The following is a 17,400-nucleotide window of genomic DNA, read 5'->3' as shown; positions in this document are numbered from 1 at the left end:
ATATGATTTTTGGTATCATCTGTTCGGCTGTGGCTGGGGCGTTTATCAGCGTACAGGCGGCGGTCAATGCGAAAATGAATACAAATTTAGGGGCTTGGGCCACCACCGTATTGGTCTTTATCGTTGGTTTGGTCGGATCCATCATCCCGTTAGTATTATTTGGAGGAAATCTTGCTGGATTACGTGACTTGTCGCCGATCTATTGGCTTGGTGGTTTGCTTGGGGTCGGGGTCGTGTACTGTGTCATGCGCAGCATCCAGTTACTCGGACCCACATTGTCTGTGTCACTCATTCTCGTGTCACAACTCATTTGGGCGTTAGTCGTCGATTTATATGGCGCCTTCGGGATGCCTCAAATCACGTTATCGGCCGGACAAATTGTAGGGCTCACCATCCTTCTTGTCGGGGTCATTCTCTTTAAACAGTCTCAGACGGCGGCTATCGCCAAACAAGCTGTCAACGAAGCCACTTCTTGAGGAGTGGCTATTTTTCTGAGCAAAACGGGTACAGGTTGGTAACGATTTTTTGATAAAATGAAGCAGTATGCTTTAAAAATTAGCTGAGGTGATGAAAAAAGTGGATTCTTCCATAGTGATTGATTTGTTGATTGTTTTGTTTTTGATTGTGTTGAACGGGATTTTTGCGATGACAGAAATTGCGCTCATCTCATCGAAACCTGCAAAACTTGAGGTTGAAGCAAATCGAGGAAAACGAAGTGCCAAGATTGCGCTTCATTATTCGAAAGACCCGACAGATTTGTTGTCGACCGTTCAAGTCGGAATCACATTGATTGGGATTATTAACGGGGCATACGGGGGCGCACGCTTCTCGGCACCGCTCGCATCGGCATTTGAACAAGCCGGAATGAGTACGCAGTATGCCGGAACCGTTGCTTATGTGGCCGTCGTTACGATTATTACGTATCTGTCGCTCATCATTGGTGAATTGGTCCCGAAACGGATTGCGCTCGTCTCGCCTGAAAAAGTAACGATGGCAATCATTCCGTCGCTCGATCTATTCAGTAAGTTGATGCGCCCATTCATTTGGATTTTATCGAAATCGACACTCTTTTTGTTCAAATTGTTAGGGTTGAAGGCGGAACAGACGAGTGGGGAGACTGAGCTCGAGATCAAACAACTCTTGTTTGAAGGCGCCCAGCAAGGACAGTTCGCTCATGAAGAAGTTCGACAAGTCGAACGGGTCTTTGCGTTTCATGATCAATTGATTTATGAGCTCATGCAACCACGGACGACGCTCGAATGGGTCGACTTAGAGGATGACATGGATGACATAAAAAAATCGATTTACGAGAGTAAGCATAACAAGTTACCGGTCGGTCGCGACTCACTCGACGACTTTGTGGGGTACATCGATGTACGTGACATCTTGACGTTGCCGACACTGCGTGAGCGGTCACAGATTTTGAAGCGCATCAAACAGCCTCTCATCGTTCCAAAACAACGAGAGGCGAGCCAAGTGCTTCAAATGATGCAGAAAAATGGTGTGGAAATCGCCTTTGTTTTAGATGAATACGGCGGATTCCTTGGTATGGTCACCTTGTTCGATATTTTGGAAGAAATCGTCGGAGAGGTGATGATTGAAGAGGATACACCAGAAGTGGTTCGTCGTGAGGACGGATCGTATTTGGCGGATGGGTTACTCGGAATCGAGGATTTGAAGCGAACGTTCGAGATTCGGGATGACCGATTCGACGAAGGGCGCAACTCCTATCATACGCTCGCAGGACTCGTCATTTACGCACTTGGTGATTTTCCGAAACGGGGCGATGTGGTCGAAGCGTACGGTCTTCGCTTTGAAGTCGTGGATATGGATGGAAAGCGTGTCGACCAAGTACTTGTATCGGAATTACCATCAACGGAAATCGAAGAAGAGTGATGCCGCGGCATCACTCTTCTTTTTTTTGTGTGTTCCACGTCTCGAACGCCGCCTGCATGAGGATACGGGCGGTATGGAGCATCGCCCGTTCATCGACATCGAACCGAGGATGATGGTGTGGGAAGACGGCGCCAACTTCTGGATTACCGGCGCCCGTGAAGAAGAAACTGCCCGGGACGTGTTGTAGATAGTAGGCAAAATCTTCACCGACCATGAGCGGTGACATCTCGATGACGCCATCCGTACCGACGACGCGGGCCGCGCTGCGCCGGACGTGTTCAGTCTCTGCCGCGTGATTGATGACAGCCGGATAGCCACGAATGTACTCGAGATCATAATGTGCCTCGCTCGCCGAACAGATGTGGTCGATGGTCCGCTCCATCTCGGCGATGATGCGTGTTTGCGTTTCTTGGGTGAACGTCCGTACCGTCCCGGACAGTTTCGCCTCGTCGGCGATGACGTTGAACGCTTGGCCGGCCATAAACGTCCCGACTGTCAAGACAGCCGGTTCGAGCGGATCGATGCGACGACTGACGACTTGCTGCAATTGGCTGACGACGTTTGCGCCGACTATGACGGCATCCACCGTATGTTGCGGGATGGCCCCATGACCACCTTTTCCTTTGATTGTCAGTTCGAAACGGTCTGCTGCCGCCATGATTGATCCAGTCTTCACACCGATTGTGCCGTATGGGAGTGGCGTCCAAATGTGAGAACCGTAAATGTAGTCCACCCCGTCGAGGCAGCCGTCTTCAATCATCGGTTTGGCCCCTCCCGGCGCTAGCTCTTCGGCGAACTGGTGGATGAGGACGACATCGCCCGGGAGACTGATTTCAGTCAGCACTTTCGCCAAAACGAGCAACGTCGCCGTATGGGCATCGTGACCACAGGCGTGCATCGAGCCGTTCACTTTCGAACGGTACGGGACGTCTTTTAAGTCTTGAATCGGCAACGCATCGAAGTCGGCCCGAAATGCGATGGTCGGCCCATCACCGCCATGAATTCGTCCGACTACACCGTTTCCGCCGACGTGTTCGCGCACCTCGAGCCCGAGTTCACGTAAATAGTCCGCAATCGTCCGTGGGGTCTCTCGCTCTTCGAAGGAGAGTTCAGGATGTTGGTGGAAGTGGCGTCTGAGCGTCACCATTTCTTCGTATAATTCCGTCAATCTTAAATCGAGGTCAGTCACAAGCATAGCAAACACTCCTGTCAGTGGATTGGTTTTGGTTGAAGCAAGGACCATATGTCATGTGAATCCAAATCATCGAGAATCGGTTGAGGTAACAGCTGTCGGGCTTCATTAGCCGTCACCCATCTTGCATCACTATGCTCTTCGGACAATGTGACGATTGTTGCGATGGGGTGAGCCAAGTACGTCATAAGGACGACTTGGCGGTTTGGATCGGTTAAAAATGTCGTAGCGTACAGTAGGTGTTGAATCGTGACACGTAGGTCGGTTTCTTCAAACACTTCTCGTTCTAAGGCCCGTTCGAGCGTTTCGCCGAAATCGAGCTTACCACCGACGAGCTCCCATGTTCCAGGGTGGACCTCGTCATCTGTTGCTCGTTTGATGACGAGCATCTGGTCGTTTTGCACAATCACCGCTTTCACGGCGACAACGATGGTTGGAATAGACATCGAAACACTCCTTTTGTATGAAATCATGAGACAACTTACTGTAAATATGAATCATTGACTATATTTTTCTAAGTTACGCTTATGTTATACGACGAGAGGGAATTAATACAGGAGAAAATGAAGAAATGAGGTGCCAACATGGGGTGGATTATTGCGATTGTAGCGGTTGTCGTGCTCGTACTCATCTATTTTTCGATGTACAACGGGCTCGTCAAGTATCGAAATTGGGTCGATGAGGCGTGGGCTCAAATCGATGTGCAGTTGAAGCGGCGGTATGATCTGATTCCGAACTTGGTCGAGACGGTGAAAGGCTACGCGAAACACGAGCAAGAAACGCTTGCGAAGGTCGTCGAACTGAGAAACCAGCTCGGAGAAAAGTCGAATCGTCAGGACCAGATGGCAGTGAACGATCAATTGAGTGGAGCACTGAAAAATCTCTTCGCGCTTCGTGAGGCGTACCCGGACTTGAAAGCGAACGAGAACTTCAAGATGTTGCAGGAAGAATTGACACAGACGGAAAATAAGGTCGCGTATTCGCGTCAACTCTATAACAATACGGTCATGAAATATAACACGAAAATCGAATCGGTCCCGACGAACATCATCGCCTCCGTCCATCATTTTGAAAAGCGCGATATGCTCGAGGCACGTGCCGAAGAGCGCGAGAACGTTCGCGTCTCATTTTGATGAATCGAGGTGGCGCGTATGCTCCTCTATGAACAGATTCGAAAGAATAAAGTGAAGACGGTCTTCATCGTCACAGGGTTTGTCCTATTCGTTCTTCTCGTCGGAGCGGCCATTTCCTACGTCAACTATGGAGACGCGATTCCGGGGTTAATCTTCACACCGATTTTCTCGTTGTTTTATGTGGGAATCGTCGTCATGTCGAGTACGAACATCGTCATGAAGATGAATCGGGCACAAGAGGTGACATCGGTGGAAGAGCACCGCTTTCTATGGCATACGGTCGAAAACATGGCGATGGTCGCGCGAGTGCCAATGCCGCGCATCTTTATCATCAACGACCCATCGCCAAACGCATTTGCGACGGGATTGAAGCCAGAAAAGGCGGCTGTCGCCGTCACGACGGGACTGTTGGATCGATTATCGCGAGAAGAAGTAGAAGGGGTGATCGCGCATGAGGTCGCGCATATTAAGAATTATGATGTGCGGCTCTCGACGGTCACGCTCGCACTTGTTTCGGTGATTGCCATCATGAGCGATATCGGGTCGCGCATGCTGTTCTTTAGAAGTATCGGTGGAAGACGCGATCAAAACCAGAATCCCATCCTTTTGATCATCGGACTCGTCTTGCTGGTGTTGGCACCGCTCATCGCGATGCTCATCAATATGGCGATTTCACGGAATCGTGAGTTTTTGGCAGATGCGAGTGGAGCGGAACTGACCCGTAACCCGGATGCGCTCGCCTCGGCGCTTGAAAAGATTGCAAACGTCGAGACGCCGGTCGAGCAAGCTTCGAGTGCCTCCGCACCGCTTTACTTCTCTGATCCACTTAAGAAGAAAGTGAGCGGTCTATTCTCGACACACCCTGATCCAGTCGAACGCATTTCCCGACTTCGTCAAATGTAAGAAGAGCCTGTCCGGTTGTGACAGGCTCTTTATGTTACACTGAACTGGGAAAAAAAGGGGGGTGGATGAGTTGAATAAAAAGATATACATAGGTTTAGGCGGCGCTTTATTAGTCGCATTATTTTTATTTGGGCTAGGGCCATATATTGTACATACAGTACTTAAGGTTTTCATGTGGCTCACACAGTACATCTTACCGTGGATCTTCCTCTACTATTTCATTCAATTTTATAAACAATATGCAGCCAAACAAGAAAAGCCACCTGAATGAGGTGGCTTTCGACGTTTATCCGGCGCGGTGGCTACGGATTTTTTCAATCTCATCGAGGACGAACTGAACGTTTGTGCCGACGATGACTTGAATATGGTTTGGACTGACGACTTTAATTCCCGGAATACCGGCTTTTTTGATTTGATCTTGGTTGACCGTATCCATGTCTTTGACATCGACGCGTAGGCGTGTGATGCAAGACTCGATTCCTGTGACGTTGCTGTCACCGCCGAGACCATCATAAATCATGTTCGCCATGGCTGAGAATTCGTTACCTGAAGCTGATGCGACCGGTGCGACTTTCGTTTCGCCATCTGTCGTTTCACTTGCAACCGCATTGACGACTTCATCTGGTTCACGACCTGGCGTTGCCAAGTTGAGCTTCACAATCATGAAGCGGAAGATGACGTAGTAAATGACTGCGAACACGAGACCTTGAACGATGAGCATATACGGTTGGTTCGCAAGCGGCAAGCGTGAGCTCAAGATAAAGTCGACCAAGCCTGCGCTGAACCCGAAGCCGGCTGTCCATTGGAACGTTGCCGCAACGAAGAGCGAAATTCCTGTAAGGACTGCGTGTACAAGGTAAAGAACAGGAGCGAGGAACATGAATGAGAACTCGAGCGGTTCTGTTACACCTGTGAAGAATGAAGCGAATGCCGCTGCGAGAAGAAGTGAAGCGGCTTGTTTCTTCCGTTTCGTTTTCGCTGTATGGTACATCGCGAGTGCTGCGGCCGGAAGACCGAACATCATGATTGGGAAGTAACCTGCTTGGTACATCCCTGTCACACCTTTTTCACCTTCACCTGACCAGAACTTTCCGATGTCGTTAATGTCGGCGACGTCGAACCAGAATACAGAGTTGAGAGCGTGGTGAAGACCGGTTGGAATCAAGAGACGGTTAAAGAATCCGTAAAGTCCGGCACCGAATGCGCCGAGTTTTGAAATCGATTCTCCGAATCCGACGAGACCTGTATAGACGACCGGCCAGATGAAGTAAAGGGCGACCGATACAAGAATCATCGAGAAGGCTGTCATGATTGGAACGAGACGCTTCCCACTAAAGAAGGCGAGAGCATCTGGCAGTTTGACTTGACTGAAGCGGTTATACATGGAAGCGGCGACGAGACCGGATAGAATCCCGATGAAAGCATTCCCAATCTTCCCGAATGCCGGGTTAACGGCTTCTACGTCGATTCCTTGGAACAACGCAACCGTTCCTGCAGAGAGAAGCGTTGTGACCGTCAAGAAGGCAACGAGTCCACTTAGTGCTGCTGAACCGTCACGGTTCTTAGCCATTCCGAGCGCGACCCCGACTGCGAACAGAATTGGGATGTTATCAATAATAGCGGCCCCTGCCTTAATTAAGAATGCAGCGGCAATGTTTTCAGATCCCCAGCCGACTGGGTCAATCCAATAACCAATCCCCATGAGAATGGCAGCAGCCGGTAGTACGGCGACCGGTAACATGAGGGAACGTCCGAGACGTTGGAAAAAGTTCATCATTGTTGATTTCCTCCTTTTTGATGGTGTTGATCTTGTAGACGTTGGATGTGAAGCGTAATATAACCAAGTTCTGACTCGGGCAAGACGATGCCATAGGTCTCTTCCATTTCTTTTGCGACATCTGATGCACACGCATAGGCAGACGTGAACTTCGTCTGAATCATGCGGAGCATGTCTTCATCAATCGTATGATGATCGTAATGGTTGACCCGATCCATGACGAACCGTAAATGAGTTAATAATCGTTGGTAGGATAAGTCATCTTCTTCAATGGATACATCGAGTCGTCGTGAAATCGATTGAATCATGTCGCGGACAATTGTTGTCTGTTTGACCGTCTTGCGTAAATCACCTCCTTTCACTTTCATCGTATGAATATGAAGCGCGATGAACGCAGCTTCGTCTTTCGGCATTTGGACGTTGAGCTTTTCAGCGATATGCTCAATCGCCCATAGTCCAATCTCATATTCATTCCGATAGAGGATTTTAATCTCGTTCAACAGTTTGTTGCGTAATGAGATGCCATCCATTTCCCGCTCGATGGCGAACGAGATGTGGTCGGTCAAGACAATGTGGATATGTTCGTTGAACGATGTCTCGAGACGTTTTTCCGCATAAGAGATAATGTCCTCGGAAACGGTGAAGTGTTCGACAGGAATCCGGCTCAATAACTGTTGGAACTTGTCATTTTCTGGCATGATGAACAACTTTTCGATTTTATGGGGATTGACGATGTCGTTCTTCGCTTTTTTAAACGCGACGCCAGGGTCAATCGCAATCTTTTCTTCACCCTCGTCTGAGACGATGACCGCATTGTTGTTTAGAATCTTTTTGATTTTAATCATGTGTCCTCCTTATTCCGGAGTCACGCTTCCACTCGGGCGACAATCGTCTTGCCCGGAACAGCTTCCTTCGTGAACGTGAAGGCGTAATGATGGGCAAGTGCGCCACCATTCGTCACGACCATTGGCGTGACCGTGTCCTTACCAGCTTGATGAATTTGCGCCAAGTCTGCTGTGAGTAACAGCTGTCCCGTCTTGACGTGGTCGCCCACATCTACTTGAAGATCAAACGGTCGACCTTCGAGTTCAACGGTATCGAGTCCGACGTGTATCAAAATCTCAGCCCCATCCTCGGTCCGAATGCCGATGGCGTGCTTTGTTGGAGCGATTTGTACAATCTCTCCATCAGCCGGTGAGACGACGGCACCGTCTGTTGGTGTGATGGCAATGCCATCGCCCATCATTTTTTCACTAAAGACCGGGTCCGCAACTTGTTCGAGTGGAATGACGTCTCCTTCCATTGGTGAGTGCAGTGTCGGTTTGTGTCGATTCATTAACTTATTCCATAGCATGTCTACTACATCCTTTCTTGAAACAAAACACCGAAAAACAAAACAGGCATGGAGTATAGACGGGTGGCATGCACCGTACGTCTTACCCCATGCCTGATCGAATCAGTCACATGTGATCACTATTCGTTTCTTCACGTTCAACATAACATGTGTTGGTTTGAGACACAAGTCTTTTTTTGAAAGCGTTCTCTAAAATTTTACAAGGGAACGAATCTATTGTATAGTAAGGGCGAATCTAAGTAAGAAAGGTGTTGCATGTTGATGAGTGAGGTTGTATCTGCCTAACGAAATGAAAAATGTCGGATGACACGTCTTTTTGTCATGCCGTCATGTTCCGTTACAGATACCGCCCATCAAAAACTGCCAGACACCCGTCTGTCTTTTTGCGTTGGTCGTCATCGACCGACGCTTTTTTGTTTGCGCGGTATCTCGATTCTACGATTTGAGGAGAGAGACACATGAACGAACAAACATTTGAAAAATTACAATACAACGAATTGATGACGAAAGTAGAGCGCTTCTGCATCAGCGGATTCGGAAGACGACTTCTTCGACAGCAACGCCCAACGAGCCACATTACGACGGTGAAGAAGCGCCTGCAAGAAACATCCGAAGCCCGCGCGATTCTAGATGCGACGTCACACGTCCCGTTCATCGGTGTGTCTGACATGGAGACCATTATCGGAAAACTGCAACGAGGCATCCAACTCGAGGCAACAGAGCTTGAAGCGGTCGCCGAGTTTTTACGAGGGGCACGCAAACTCAAGCGATTCATGCTCGAGCATGAATTCTTTGCACCGCTTCTTTCGGCTTATGCTTCAGGAATGGGCGAATGGCGGACGCTTGAAGAAGACATCACACAAGCGATTCGAGCCGGACAGGTCGTCGATGAAGCATCGAAAGAGTTGAAGCGGATTCGGAAGCAAGTCGACATTTTAGAAGGACGAATCGAGGAACGATTGAACAAGTTCTTAAAGAGCGCCGCCAATCGCGAGATGATCCAAGACGGATTCGTCACGAAAAAACAGGACCGCTTCACCATTCCAATCAAAGCTTCTTATAAGCATAAAGTGGCAGGGACGATTGTGGATACCTCGAATCGTGGGACGACGGTCTTTATCGAACCGGAAGCGATTGCGAAGTTAAATGCTGAACTCGTCGTCAAGCGTACGGAAGAAGCGGTAGAGGTGTATCAAGTACTAGCGACGTTGACGGGAGCGGTGACAGAAGTCCTTCCTGACATCGAATCGACGCTCGACGTCATCGCCCAGTACGATATGGTCTTCGCCAAAGGGAAGTACAGTCAGTCGATTGATGGCGTGATACCACACGTCAATGCGACCGGTCACATCCGATTGAAACAAGTACGTCATCCGCTCTTAGAAAGCGCTGTGCCACTTGATTTTGCCATCGGTACAGACTATCGCGGCTTGATCATCACCGGACCGAACGCCGGCGGGAAGACGGTCGTCTTGAAAACGATTGGACTCCTTAGTCTGATGACGATGACGGGACTGCATATCCCGGCTCACACGGATACAGTCATTTCGACATTTGATGAGGTGTTCGTCGATATCGGAGATAATCAAGACTTGGAATCGGCACTCAGTACGTTCTCTGCACACATGTACAACGTAGCGAGTATCATGCAGACCGCTGGAAAACGGTCGCTCTTGTTATTCGATGAAATCGGAAGCGGGACGGAACCGAACGAAGGAGCCGCTCTTGCGATTGCCATCTTAGAAGCGGCATATAAACGGGGCGCAATCGTTGTGGCATCGACACATTATGGTGAAATCAAATCCTATTCTGAAGCCCACCCAGATTTCATGAACGCTGCGATGCAGTTTGATCCGGAAACGCTCGAACCAAAATACAGACTGCTCATGGGACAGTCTGGCGACAGCAACGCCCTCTTTATCGCCCGTAAGATGAAGTTACCGGAATCGATTCTGAAACAGGCATCCCGTTACATGAACGAGAAAACATATGATACTACGAAAGTCGATGATTCTAAAATTGTGCGAGAAGTGGAAATGGTACCACCTGAAGAGGAAGAGCACTTTGAAACAGGTGACCGTGTCCGCTTGTTAGAGACGAATCAAGTCGGTCTTGTCTATTCGTTTGATGCATCGCGTCGACATGTCCGCGTGTTCGTAGATTTGGAATATGTAGAGTTGCCGAGCCGCCGCGTTCGTCTTGAGGCACGCGCGACAGAGCTCTATCCGGCTGACTATGATTTAGATACGTTGTTCACGACGTATCAGGAGCGTAAGGAAGCCCACGACTTTGCAAGAGGATCGAAAAAAGCGTTACGACGAGTGGAGAAAGAGATTCGGGAAAGGAAGAAACAAGAGCACTCTAAACGTAAATGAATGTAGCATACGGTGAAAGGGTAAGAGCACATAAAGAGAAATCTTAATGTGGGAGGGGCTTATGTGTTCGAGTTAAGTTTTTGGTTTGCACTCGGTTTTGCCGTGATTCACTTTTTTTCAGGAAAACTCATTCACGTGCGTGAAGTGCCGAGAAGCCGTTTTTTATCAGTGGCTGGAGGGATTGCCGTTGCTTATGTATTTCTTCATCTGTTGCCAGAGTTAAATGAATATCAACGCGAACTTGAAGGAGAGATTAGAAATAACGTCTTTGCTTCCCTCGAGAACCATATCTTAATCATCAGTATGTTAGGACTGGCTGTCTTTTATGGGCTCGAACGATTTGCAACGGCCAATAAGCGTAAACAAAAACCGTATGTGTTTTGGATTCACATTGGTTCATTCACGTTATATACGTTTAGCATCGGATATGTGCTCGCAGAAAGTGAATTTCAGTCCAATGGCACGATGTTTCTTTATTTTTTAGCGCTTGGTATACACTTTGTCACGGTCGATCAAGGATTGCGTCAGCACCATCAGCAACTTTATGATCGACAAGGGCGCATCTTCTTAGCGCTTGCTGTACTCATAGGGTGGGCAGTTGGTACCTTTGCGGAAGTGAATGATCTCGGTTTATCGATTGTTGTCGCCTTTTTAGCAGGTGGCGTCATCTTGAACGTCATGAAAGAAGAATTGCCTGCTGAGCGAGAGAGTAGTTTTGGTGCATTTTTGATTGGTTTATTAAGTTATGCGCTGTTATTGCTCGTCATATGAAAAGGGCAACCACCGCGAGTGGCTGCCCTTTTGACTTATAAGCTATTGCTTTGATTTTCTACGTTGCTGTCGCTCTCTGTTGAAGCATCGTCATCTGAAGAAGTTGAGTCGTCATGGTGTGGACCGTGACCATAGTGACCACCTTCACGTCCACCGCGCATACCACGAATATCTTCCAAGTCATCGTAACTTGTCACATCGGCAAACCGTTCTTCGTGGTCCGCAAGGATTTGATCGGCTTCTTCTTGCGTCAAGTTTCCTTCTTCCACAGCGGTTGCGAGTTTTTCTTCATGCGACGTCATGATGGCGTCGATGAACGCTTCAATTGAAATCCCTTTTTCTTCTGCGAGTTCAGGGAGAGATTGCCCGTTTTCGCGAGCCGCATCCACTTCTTCTTGCGTTAAACCGAGCGCTTCGATGAGAGCGGCATGCCCTGCTTCTCGGTCACCGAACATACCAGGCCCTCGTTCACCACGTTCGCATTGTGTGGATTCCGTCGTTGTCGATTCATCAGTCGTCGTGTCATTCGTCGCGGCATATACGCCTGTGCCTGAGACGGCCAATAGACCGGCTAAAGCGATTGCTAGTTTTGTTGATTTCATGTGTATCTCCTCCTTTGTTACTTCAAGTGTAGGACTGAACGCTTCGGAAGTTGTGAGGGAGTTGCAAGATTTCTGCAAATTGTCTTTGGGAAACGGTGGGAGGTTTGATGGGTACGATATAATGGATGTGGAGGCGATATGAGATGAACGTACTCGTTGTGGAAGATGAACTAAAACTGGCGGACGGCATGTCCCGCTTTTTAACATATTCCGGATTTGAGGTGACCGTGGCGATGACTTTGAGTGAGGCGAAACAACAGTTGCATCAACGGTTTGATGCAGTTTTATTGGATGTTCGACTCCCTGACGGAGAAGGTTGGACCTTGATTCCGACATTAAAAGCGCAACAGCCCGCACCTGCTATTATCCTGACGACGGCTCGTGGTGAGGCGGATGATCGTGTGTTCGGATTGGAGCTTGGCGCAGACGATTATTTAGTCAAACCCATCGTTTTAAAAGAGTTGGAGATTCGACTGAAACGTCTCGTCAAACAAACCGATATGATTCAATTTGGAACGCTCACCATCGACGTCAAATCGAGAATGGTACAAGAGAACGGACATCCGCTTCGATTAACGAACAAAGAGTATGAGTTGTTACTGTATCTTTGGAAACATGTCGGGGAGGCGTTAGACCGGAACCGTTTGCTCGATGAGGTGTGGGACTACGCATTCGTCGGAGATACACGAACGGTCGACACCCACATTAAACAACTGCGTGACAAATCGCCGACCTTAAAAGAACAGTTGAAGACGGTGCACCGGGTCGGTTATCGATTAGAGGAACTGTCATGAATCGATTAATGAAGAAGTTACTTTGGACGGCCATTCTACCACTTGCAGTGATGGCACTTTTAACATTCGGACTTACGTCATTATTGATTGGACGCTTCGCAGAAGAGGAGACGTACGCACAATTGGAGCGCGAGGCGGCGATTGTGTATGAAGCCATTCAAGAGGGCCGTGGAATCCCAGGGCAACTTGACGTGCTTGTATTTCAAAATGGGCAGCGTATCGAGTTCGAACGAGGCGGACGGATGCATCGCACGATGCCAATCAACCTCGATCCGAATGATTTAGAGATTCAGGACGAAGTGGGTGTAAATGGTACCCGCTTCTTGACGTATCTGAAAGAAGAATGGGACATTCAAATCGTGACGTATAGTCCCGTTCCGTTTTCAAATCCACAATTCCAGCAAATCTACCTCATCTTAGCGGGTGGGTTTATTCTGGCCCTACTTGTCGCAATCGCTGTCACGTATTGGATGAGTCGTCGGCTCACGCAACCGCTCGTCGAGTTGAAACAAGCGACCGCATCCATTATGGAGGGGCGACACGATATTAGCTTACCGAGCGTGACGAACGATGAGATTGGAGATTTGACCGTCACCATCGGACAGATGAACACATCACTTCAAGAAAAAGAGGCGCTTCAAAAATCATTTATTTCTGGGATCACACACGATGTGCGTACACCGCTCGCTATCGTTCGAAACGAGGCGGAACTATTAGAGCTTGGTGTTGTCCATGAAACAGAGATGGCCACAACCGGTAAAAGCATTACCGAGGAAGTGGACCGGATCGACCGACTCGTCAATCAGATGCTTGAATACTCCAAATTGTCCGCAGGTTCCATTCCCCTTGAAATGGAATCGATTCAACTCGATGAATTGGTTCGTCGATTGACGCCACGCATGTCCGAGTGGTTCCGACAAAAAGACGTGATGCTCGATTTACAATTAGAACCTGTGACAATACAAGCCAATCGACTAGCGATGGAACGGGTTCTTTCGAACTTCTTGAGAAATGCGTATGAGGCGAGCCCGATTGGGGGACGCATTACCATCAAACTGACACCGAATCGACTAGACGTGATAGACGAAGGGGACGGGATTGACCCTGCCGTCCAATCTTCCATTTGGGATATGTATGTGAAAGGGGATCGCTCTAACGGACATGGTTTAGGTCTCGCTATCACGAAGTTACTTCTTGACGCACAAGGACTTTCTTATGGCGTCGATTCAGATAAGGGGGCGACATTTTGGATCGGATGGACATGACTTTATTTTTACGAGGGGTGCGGTTAGAGAAAGACCGCATCCAATCAACGGGTTATCCGTACTCGTTACCAATCTTTCAGACACTCGATGAACTGACGTTTCATCATCCGGTCACGTTTCTCGTTGGAGAAAACGGGAGTGGAAAGTCGACGTTGATTGAGGGGATGGCGGTCGCGGCTGGATTCAACCCAGAAGGCGGAGCACCTTCCTTCCAATTCGAAACGGAGTCAACGCATAGTTCTTTGTATGAAGCGCTACGCCCGATTCGAGGACCGTATCGTCCGAAAGATGGTTTTTTCTTACGTGCGGAAACGGCATACCAGCTATCGAGTTATGTGGATGAGATGGCAAAGTCAGGACGTGATCCTGAACGGTTTTATGAATCATATGGCGGACGTTCCCTTCATGAACAGTCACACGGTGAAGCGTTTCTATCCCTCATGCTACATCGATTTCGTGGAGACGGTCTCTACATTTTGGATGAGCCAGAGGCCGCATTGTCGCCGATGCGCCAACTGACGATGCTCGCACGCATGCATGAACTTGTCCAGTCGGGGAGTCAATTTATCATCGCGAGTCATTCACCTATCTTGATGTCGTATCCAGGTGCGATGATTTTACAAGTGGAGACGGGACTTACTCCGACGGCTTTTGATGACCTCGAGCATGTACGGGTGATGCGTGATTATTTACAGGCACCGGAACGGATGCAGCGAATTTTGTTTGACTAAAAAAGCGGCCTCGGCCGCTTTTTTCATGCTTTCGTAATCTTTCTTAATAAGATGATCGCGAGGCTAACGCCCCCGGCAATCAACATATACAAGACAATCTCCATCCAAGCGTTCATTCGTCGTCTCCATCCGCAAAGATTGCGAGCTCCCCTTGTGGCATCGCGACCAACAGATAGGCGTCTCCACCAAGTGGTCTCGCGTCCCCTGCTTGCCAGCACTCAAAGTGTTCTTGATATCCATTGATGAAGAGAAGGGATCCGGATTCAAATTCCAGTTCGAGGTGGGGGTGTTCGTCACCGAGGCGTACTTGATGGATGCGCTCTCTTCTTAAGCGCATGAGCTGTTCGAGTTGTTCACCTTCGTCAAACGTATTTTGCGTCGCATGGACATGCCACGGTCCCTCGATGGAGATCCAAGATTCCAGTCCTTGACGACTGAAATAGAGAAGATGATGGTTCGGACCAGAACCGAAATCGATTCCGACAAAAGAAGAGGCGGTAAAGAGGTGATGCAAAATAGATGTCGCTTGTTCGTGCTCTGTGGTAGACACACCGTCACCTCACTTTAAAGAGTTGTTATCATTATCATTTCACGTTACCACGCTAAAGTAAACGAATCTAACTCAATCTAGAAAAGAAACTGTAGATGATTCGCAAAGTATAATATTGATTTATTTCACATTTCTGTATACGAAAAAAACGGGCATTCACGATGAATGTCCGTTTTTTTCAAACCTCATTATGCTTCGACAAAGGCAGCGCCGATCACACCCGCATCTCCTGACAATTGAGTGAGGCAGAGACGCGTTTTTCCACTAGCATGTGGATACATTTTATTCGAGACTGCTTGTTGTAATTCGTTCCAAAATAATGAGGCCGACATCATGACGCCGCCTCCTAATACAATCACATCAGGATCGACAGTATGAATGATGTTAGCTAGTGCGCTAGCCAGTTCCTCGACGAAGTGATGGCGGTACTCGTCATCTGATAATAGCGAAGGGACATTTGTATATCCTTTTTCGCTTGCGCGACTCATGAGCGCGGTACCACTTGCGAGTGATTCGAGAGAGCCTCGATTCAGTACAGGGTGAACTGGTCCGTTCGAACGGATAATCATATTTCCGATTTCACCGGCACTGCCGTTCGCCCCTCGAATGATTTGATGTTTATAGACATAACCGCCACCGATTCCAGTGCTCACTGTTACATAAAAAACAGCATCGAATCCTTTTCCTGCTCCAAATTTAGCTTCTGCGAGAGCTGCCGCATTCGCATCGTTTTCAAGGGTGACAGAAAAGCCGAGGCGCTGTGTTAAAGGCTCAACGATTTTTTGATGGTGCCAATTCGGGAGGTTTGGAGGCGTTAAAAACATCCCTTGTTTCAAATCGAGTGGACCGGGAGCCACAATTCCAACATGCCGGATATCGAATTCAACATTGAATTGATGAATCGCAGTCTCAATAGATTGTAGTGCCTCTTCGAAAGGAAGTTGAGGCTGCGTGTTAAACGTGAGTTGTTTCAGTACTTCACCTTTGAGTGAAACAGCCGCAATCCGAGTGTTCGTCCCTCCTAAATCAATCCCGATTCGGACAGCTTGTTTTTCATCGGAAGGAACACCAGTCACTAGACAAATCGCTTCCCCCTCAATCAAGAACGACTCATTGGCCGGGAGAAGGAGTGTACCTCCCGTAGGTACTTCCATCTCATCAATGATTAATGTTCCTTGCACGACAGATAGTAACCGGAACGTGTCGGTCGAAATCTTTTCTTTCGCTGTAACATGCCATTTTTCCACGAAGAAGAATGGATTCTTCGTCAAACGTGTTCGAAAGTGATCGAGTTGACGGATTGGTTCACTATAGCCAAGGTGAGGGACGAAAGAAGCGAGAATGCCCCTTTCTACGTGAAGTTCACGTGGACGACCGGTCGTCACATCCAGTCGCTCGTAATCGTATAGACGATAGGTTGTGTCCGAACTTTGTTGAATTTCCAGTACGCATACCCCTTTTGTCAATGCATGGACCGTTCCAGCTGGGACATAGAAAAAATCACCGGCATGAATCGATTTTCGTATCAAGCCGTGTTCCAAATCGCCTGTTTCAAGCGCTTTGTTGAAGTCTTCTGAGGTGGCATAGGAGTGACCGTAAATGAGTGTCGCATTTGCTGGAGCATCGAGAATATACCAACATTCATTTTTTCCATATGATTCGTTTTCGAGTTGTTCCGCTAACGAATCATCAGGATGAACTTGAATAGACAAATCATCGTTCGCATCAATCCATTTAATCAGTAGTGGAAACACGTCCGCTTTAATTTGAAACAACTCTGGATATTGTTGATAGAGTTCACGCAAAGAAAGACCAACGTAGGGTCCGGAAGCAACGGCTGAACTACCTTTTTCTAATGCAGAAGCCGTCCAAGCTTCACCGATCGAAGGGTCATTGAAATCGAAACCAAATTGCTTCAGACGCTCCCCTCCCCAAAGTCGCTGTTGATAGTGTGGTTTTAAAAGAATAGCGCTCATATCCTGTCCTCCTGTTAATTTGATATACACTTATGAATTTAAAAACTAAACAAAGTTTAAATCAAGTATAGACATGAAATA

At 48.2% G+C, this 17,400-nt stretch carries 17 protein-coding genes; 9 read left to right on the top strand and 8 right to left on the bottom strand.

The annotated features are described in order from the left end of the window. Positions 1-2 precede the first annotated feature (2 nt). Positions 3-476 carry a DMT family transporter gene (locus KNO72_RS07375; RefSeq protein WP_214757622.1) on the top strand — a complete coding sequence of 158 codons (474 nt, stop codon included), beginning with the start codon at positions 3-5 and terminating at the stop codon, positions 474-476. A gap of 91 nt (positions 477-567) precedes the next feature. Further along, positions 568-1,896: a hemolysin family protein gene (locus tag KNO72_RS07370; RefSeq protein WP_214757620.1), complete on the top strand. Its 1,329-nt coding sequence runs from the start codon at positions 568-570 to the stop codon at positions 1,894-1,896. Between the two features lie 10 nt (positions 1,897-1,906). Here KNO72_RS07370 and KNO72_RS07365 read toward each other — a convergent pair whose 3' ends face one another. Continuing rightward, positions 1,907-3,091: a M20 metallopeptidase family protein gene (locus KNO72_RS07365; RefSeq protein ID WP_214688943.1), complete on the bottom strand. Its 1,185-nt coding sequence runs from the start codon at positions 3,089-3,091 to the stop codon at positions 1,907-1,909. Between the two features lie 14 nt (positions 3,092-3,105). Next, positions 3,106-3,534 carry an NUDIX hydrolase gene (locus tag KNO72_RS07360; protein ID WP_214688941.1) on the bottom strand — a complete coding sequence of 143 codons (429 nt, stop codon included), beginning with the start codon at positions 3,532-3,534 and terminating at the stop codon, positions 3,106-3,108. Positions 3,535-3,672: 138 nt separating this feature from the next. On the opposite strand from KNO72_RS07360, the gene KNO72_RS07355 reads away from it, so the two are divergent. Further along, positions 3,673-4,221 (top strand): LemA family protein, encoded by a 549-nt coding sequence (locus KNO72_RS07355; protein ID WP_015880351.1) that lies wholly within the window; start codon positions 3,673-3,675, stop codon positions 4,219-4,221. Positions 4,222-4,239: 18 nt separating this feature from the next. Next, the gene (gene htpX / locus KNO72_RS07350) at positions 4,240-5,124 is read left to right on the top strand and encodes a zinc metalloprotease HtpX (protein ID WP_214685027.1); all 885 of its coding nucleotides are present in this window, start codon (positions 4,240-4,242) and stop codon (positions 5,122-5,124) included. Between the two features lie 286 nt (positions 5,125-5,410). On the opposite strand, the gene nagE is transcribed toward htpX, so the two are convergent. From nagE to KNO72_RS07335, 3 genes are read right to left on the bottom strand one after another with little or no spacing between them, the layout of a single operon-like run. Next, complete coding sequence (gene nagE, locus KNO72_RS07345; RefSeq protein WP_214757618.1) at positions 5,411-6,901, bottom strand: N-acetylglucosamine-specific PTS transporter subunit IIBC; 1,491 nt, start codon at positions 6,899-6,901, stop codon at positions 5,411-5,413. After that, positions 6,898-7,746, bottom strand: coding sequence for a PRD domain-containing protein (locus KNO72_RS07340; protein ID WP_251028294.1), 849 nt, complete (start codon positions 7,744-7,746; stop codon positions 6,898-6,900). The genes nagE and KNO72_RS07340 overlap by 4 nt, the downstream gene beginning before the upstream one ends. Before the next feature lie 20 nt (positions 7,747-7,766). After that, positions 7,767-8,255: a PTS sugar transporter subunit IIA gene (locus KNO72_RS07335; protein WP_015880356.1), complete on the bottom strand. Its 489-nt coding sequence runs from the start codon at positions 8,253-8,255 to the stop codon at positions 7,767-7,769. 458 nt (positions 8,256-8,713) lie between these two features. Between KNO72_RS07335 and KNO72_RS07330 the strand changes: the two genes are divergently transcribed. Continuing rightward, positions 8,714-10,630, top strand: a complete 1,917-nt coding sequence (locus tag KNO72_RS07330) for an endonuclease MutS2 (protein WP_214757616.1) — start codon at positions 8,714-8,716, stop codon at positions 10,628-10,630. Positions 10,631-10,693: 63 nt separating this feature from the next. Then, entirely contained in the window at positions 10,694-11,401 is a 708-nt protein-coding gene (locus KNO72_RS07325; RefSeq protein ID WP_214685029.1) for a hypothetical protein, read from the top strand. 35 nt (positions 11,402-11,436) lie between these two features. Here KNO72_RS07325 and KNO72_RS07320 read toward each other — a convergent pair whose 3' ends face one another. Beyond that, positions 11,437-12,003: a hypothetical protein gene (locus KNO72_RS07320; protein WP_214757615.1), complete on the bottom strand. Its 567-nt coding sequence runs from the start codon at positions 12,001-12,003 to the stop codon at positions 11,437-11,439. 143 nt (positions 12,004-12,146) lie between these two features. On the opposite strand from KNO72_RS07320, the gene KNO72_RS07315 reads away from it, so the two are divergent. Genes KNO72_RS07315 through KNO72_RS07305 form a run of 3 tightly spaced genes read left to right on the top strand, consistent with a single transcriptional unit; the run spans position 12,147 to position 14,793 of the window. Further along, positions 12,147-12,797 carry a response regulator transcription factor gene (locus KNO72_RS07315; protein ID WP_078146057.1) on the top strand — a complete coding sequence of 217 codons (651 nt, stop codon included), beginning with the start codon at positions 12,147-12,149 and terminating at the stop codon, positions 12,795-12,797. After that, a complete protein-coding gene (locus KNO72_RS07310) occupies positions 12,794-14,062 on the top strand; it encodes a sensor histidine kinase (RefSeq protein ID WP_214757613.1) in 1,269 nt (422 codons plus the stop codon). Before KNO72_RS07315 ends, KNO72_RS07310 begins: the two co-directional genes overlap by 4 nt. Continuing rightward, positions 14,053-14,793 carry an AAA family ATPase gene (locus tag KNO72_RS07305; protein ID WP_205728297.1) on the top strand — a complete coding sequence of 247 codons (741 nt, stop codon included), beginning with the start codon at positions 14,053-14,055 and terminating at the stop codon, positions 14,791-14,793. Before KNO72_RS07310 ends, KNO72_RS07305 begins: the two co-directional genes overlap by 10 nt. Before the next feature lie 112 nt (positions 14,794-14,905). Here the strand turns inward: KNO72_RS07305 and KNO72_RS07300 are convergent, their stop codons facing one another. Beyond that, complete coding sequence (locus KNO72_RS07300; protein ID WP_047795794.1) at positions 14,906-15,343, bottom strand: hypothetical protein; 438 nt, start codon at positions 15,341-15,343, stop codon at positions 14,906-14,908. Positions 15,344-15,531: 188 nt separating this feature from the next. After that, the gene (locus KNO72_RS07295) at positions 15,532-17,319 is read right to left on the bottom strand and encodes a type I phosphomannose isomerase catalytic subunit (protein WP_214685031.1); all 1,788 of its coding nucleotides are present in this window, start codon (positions 17,317-17,319) and stop codon (positions 15,532-15,534) included. Positions 17,320-17,400 lie beyond the last annotated feature (81 nt).

The organism is Exiguobacterium sp. s123, from assembly GCF_018617075.1.
Taxonomy (GTDB): Bacteria; Bacillota; Bacilli; order Exiguobacteriales; family Exiguobacteriaceae; genus Exiguobacterium; species Exiguobacterium profundum.
This window is presented reverse-complemented; position numbering and strand designations above follow the sequence as displayed.

What these genes read in the sequence shown, in the direction of transcription:
- htpX (WP_214685027.1), top strand. Translation starts at nt 4,240, where the DNA reads ATGCTCCTCTATGAACAGATTCGAAAGAATAAAGTGAAGACGGTCTTC.
- KNO72_RS07360 (WP_214688941.1), bottom strand. Translation starts at nt 3,534, where the DNA reads ATGTCTATTCCAACCATCGTTGTCGCCGTGAAAGCGGTGATTGTGCAA.
- KNO72_RS07310 (WP_214757613.1), top strand. Translation starts at nt 12,794, where the DNA reads ATGAATCGATTAATGAAGAAGTTACTTTGGACGGCCATTCTACCACTT.
- KNO72_RS07365 (WP_214688943.1), bottom strand. Translation starts at nt 3,091, where the DNA reads ATGCTTGTGACTGACCTCGATTTAAGATTGACGGAATTATACGAAGAA.
- KNO72_RS07370 (WP_214757620.1), top strand. Translation starts at nt 568, where the DNA reads ATGAAAAAAGTGGATTCTTCCATAGTGATTGATTTGTTGATTGTTTTG.
- KNO72_RS07315 (WP_078146057.1), top strand. Translation starts at nt 12,147, where the DNA reads ATGAACGTACTCGTTGTGGAAGATGAACTAAAACTGGCGGACGGCATG.
- KNO72_RS07340 (WP_251028294.1), bottom strand. Translation starts at nt 7,746, where the DNA reads ATGATTAAAATCAAAAAGATTCTAAACAACAATGCGGTCATCGTCTCA.
- KNO72_RS07295 (WP_214685031.1), bottom strand. Translation starts at nt 17,319, where the DNA reads ATGAGCGCTATTCTTTTAAAACCACACTATCAACAGCGACTTTGGGGA.
- KNO72_RS07355 (WP_015880351.1), top strand. Translation starts at nt 3,673, where the DNA reads ATGGGGTGGATTATTGCGATTGTAGCGGTTGTCGTGCTCGTACTCATC.
- KNO72_RS07375 (WP_214757622.1), top strand. Translation starts at nt 3, where the DNA reads ATGATTTTTGGTATCATCTGTTCGGCTGTGGCTGGGGCGTTTATCAGC.
- KNO72_RS07330 (WP_214757616.1), top strand. Translation starts at nt 8,714, where the DNA reads ATGAACGAACAAACATTTGAAAAATTACAATACAACGAATTGATGACG.
- KNO72_RS07320 (WP_214757615.1), bottom strand. Translation starts at nt 12,003, where the DNA reads ATGAAATCAACAAAACTAGCAATCGCTTTAGCCGGTCTATTGGCCGTC.
- KNO72_RS07305 (WP_205728297.1), top strand. Translation starts at nt 14,053, where the DNA reads ATGGACATGACTTTATTTTTACGAGGGGTGCGGTTAGAGAAAGACCGC.
- KNO72_RS07335 (WP_015880356.1), bottom strand. Translation starts at nt 8,255, where the DNA reads ATGCTATGGAATAAGTTAATGAATCGACACAAACCGACACTGCACTCA.
- nagE (WP_214757618.1), bottom strand. Translation starts at nt 6,901, where the DNA reads ATGATGAACTTTTTCCAACGTCTCGGACGTTCCCTCATGTTACCGGTC.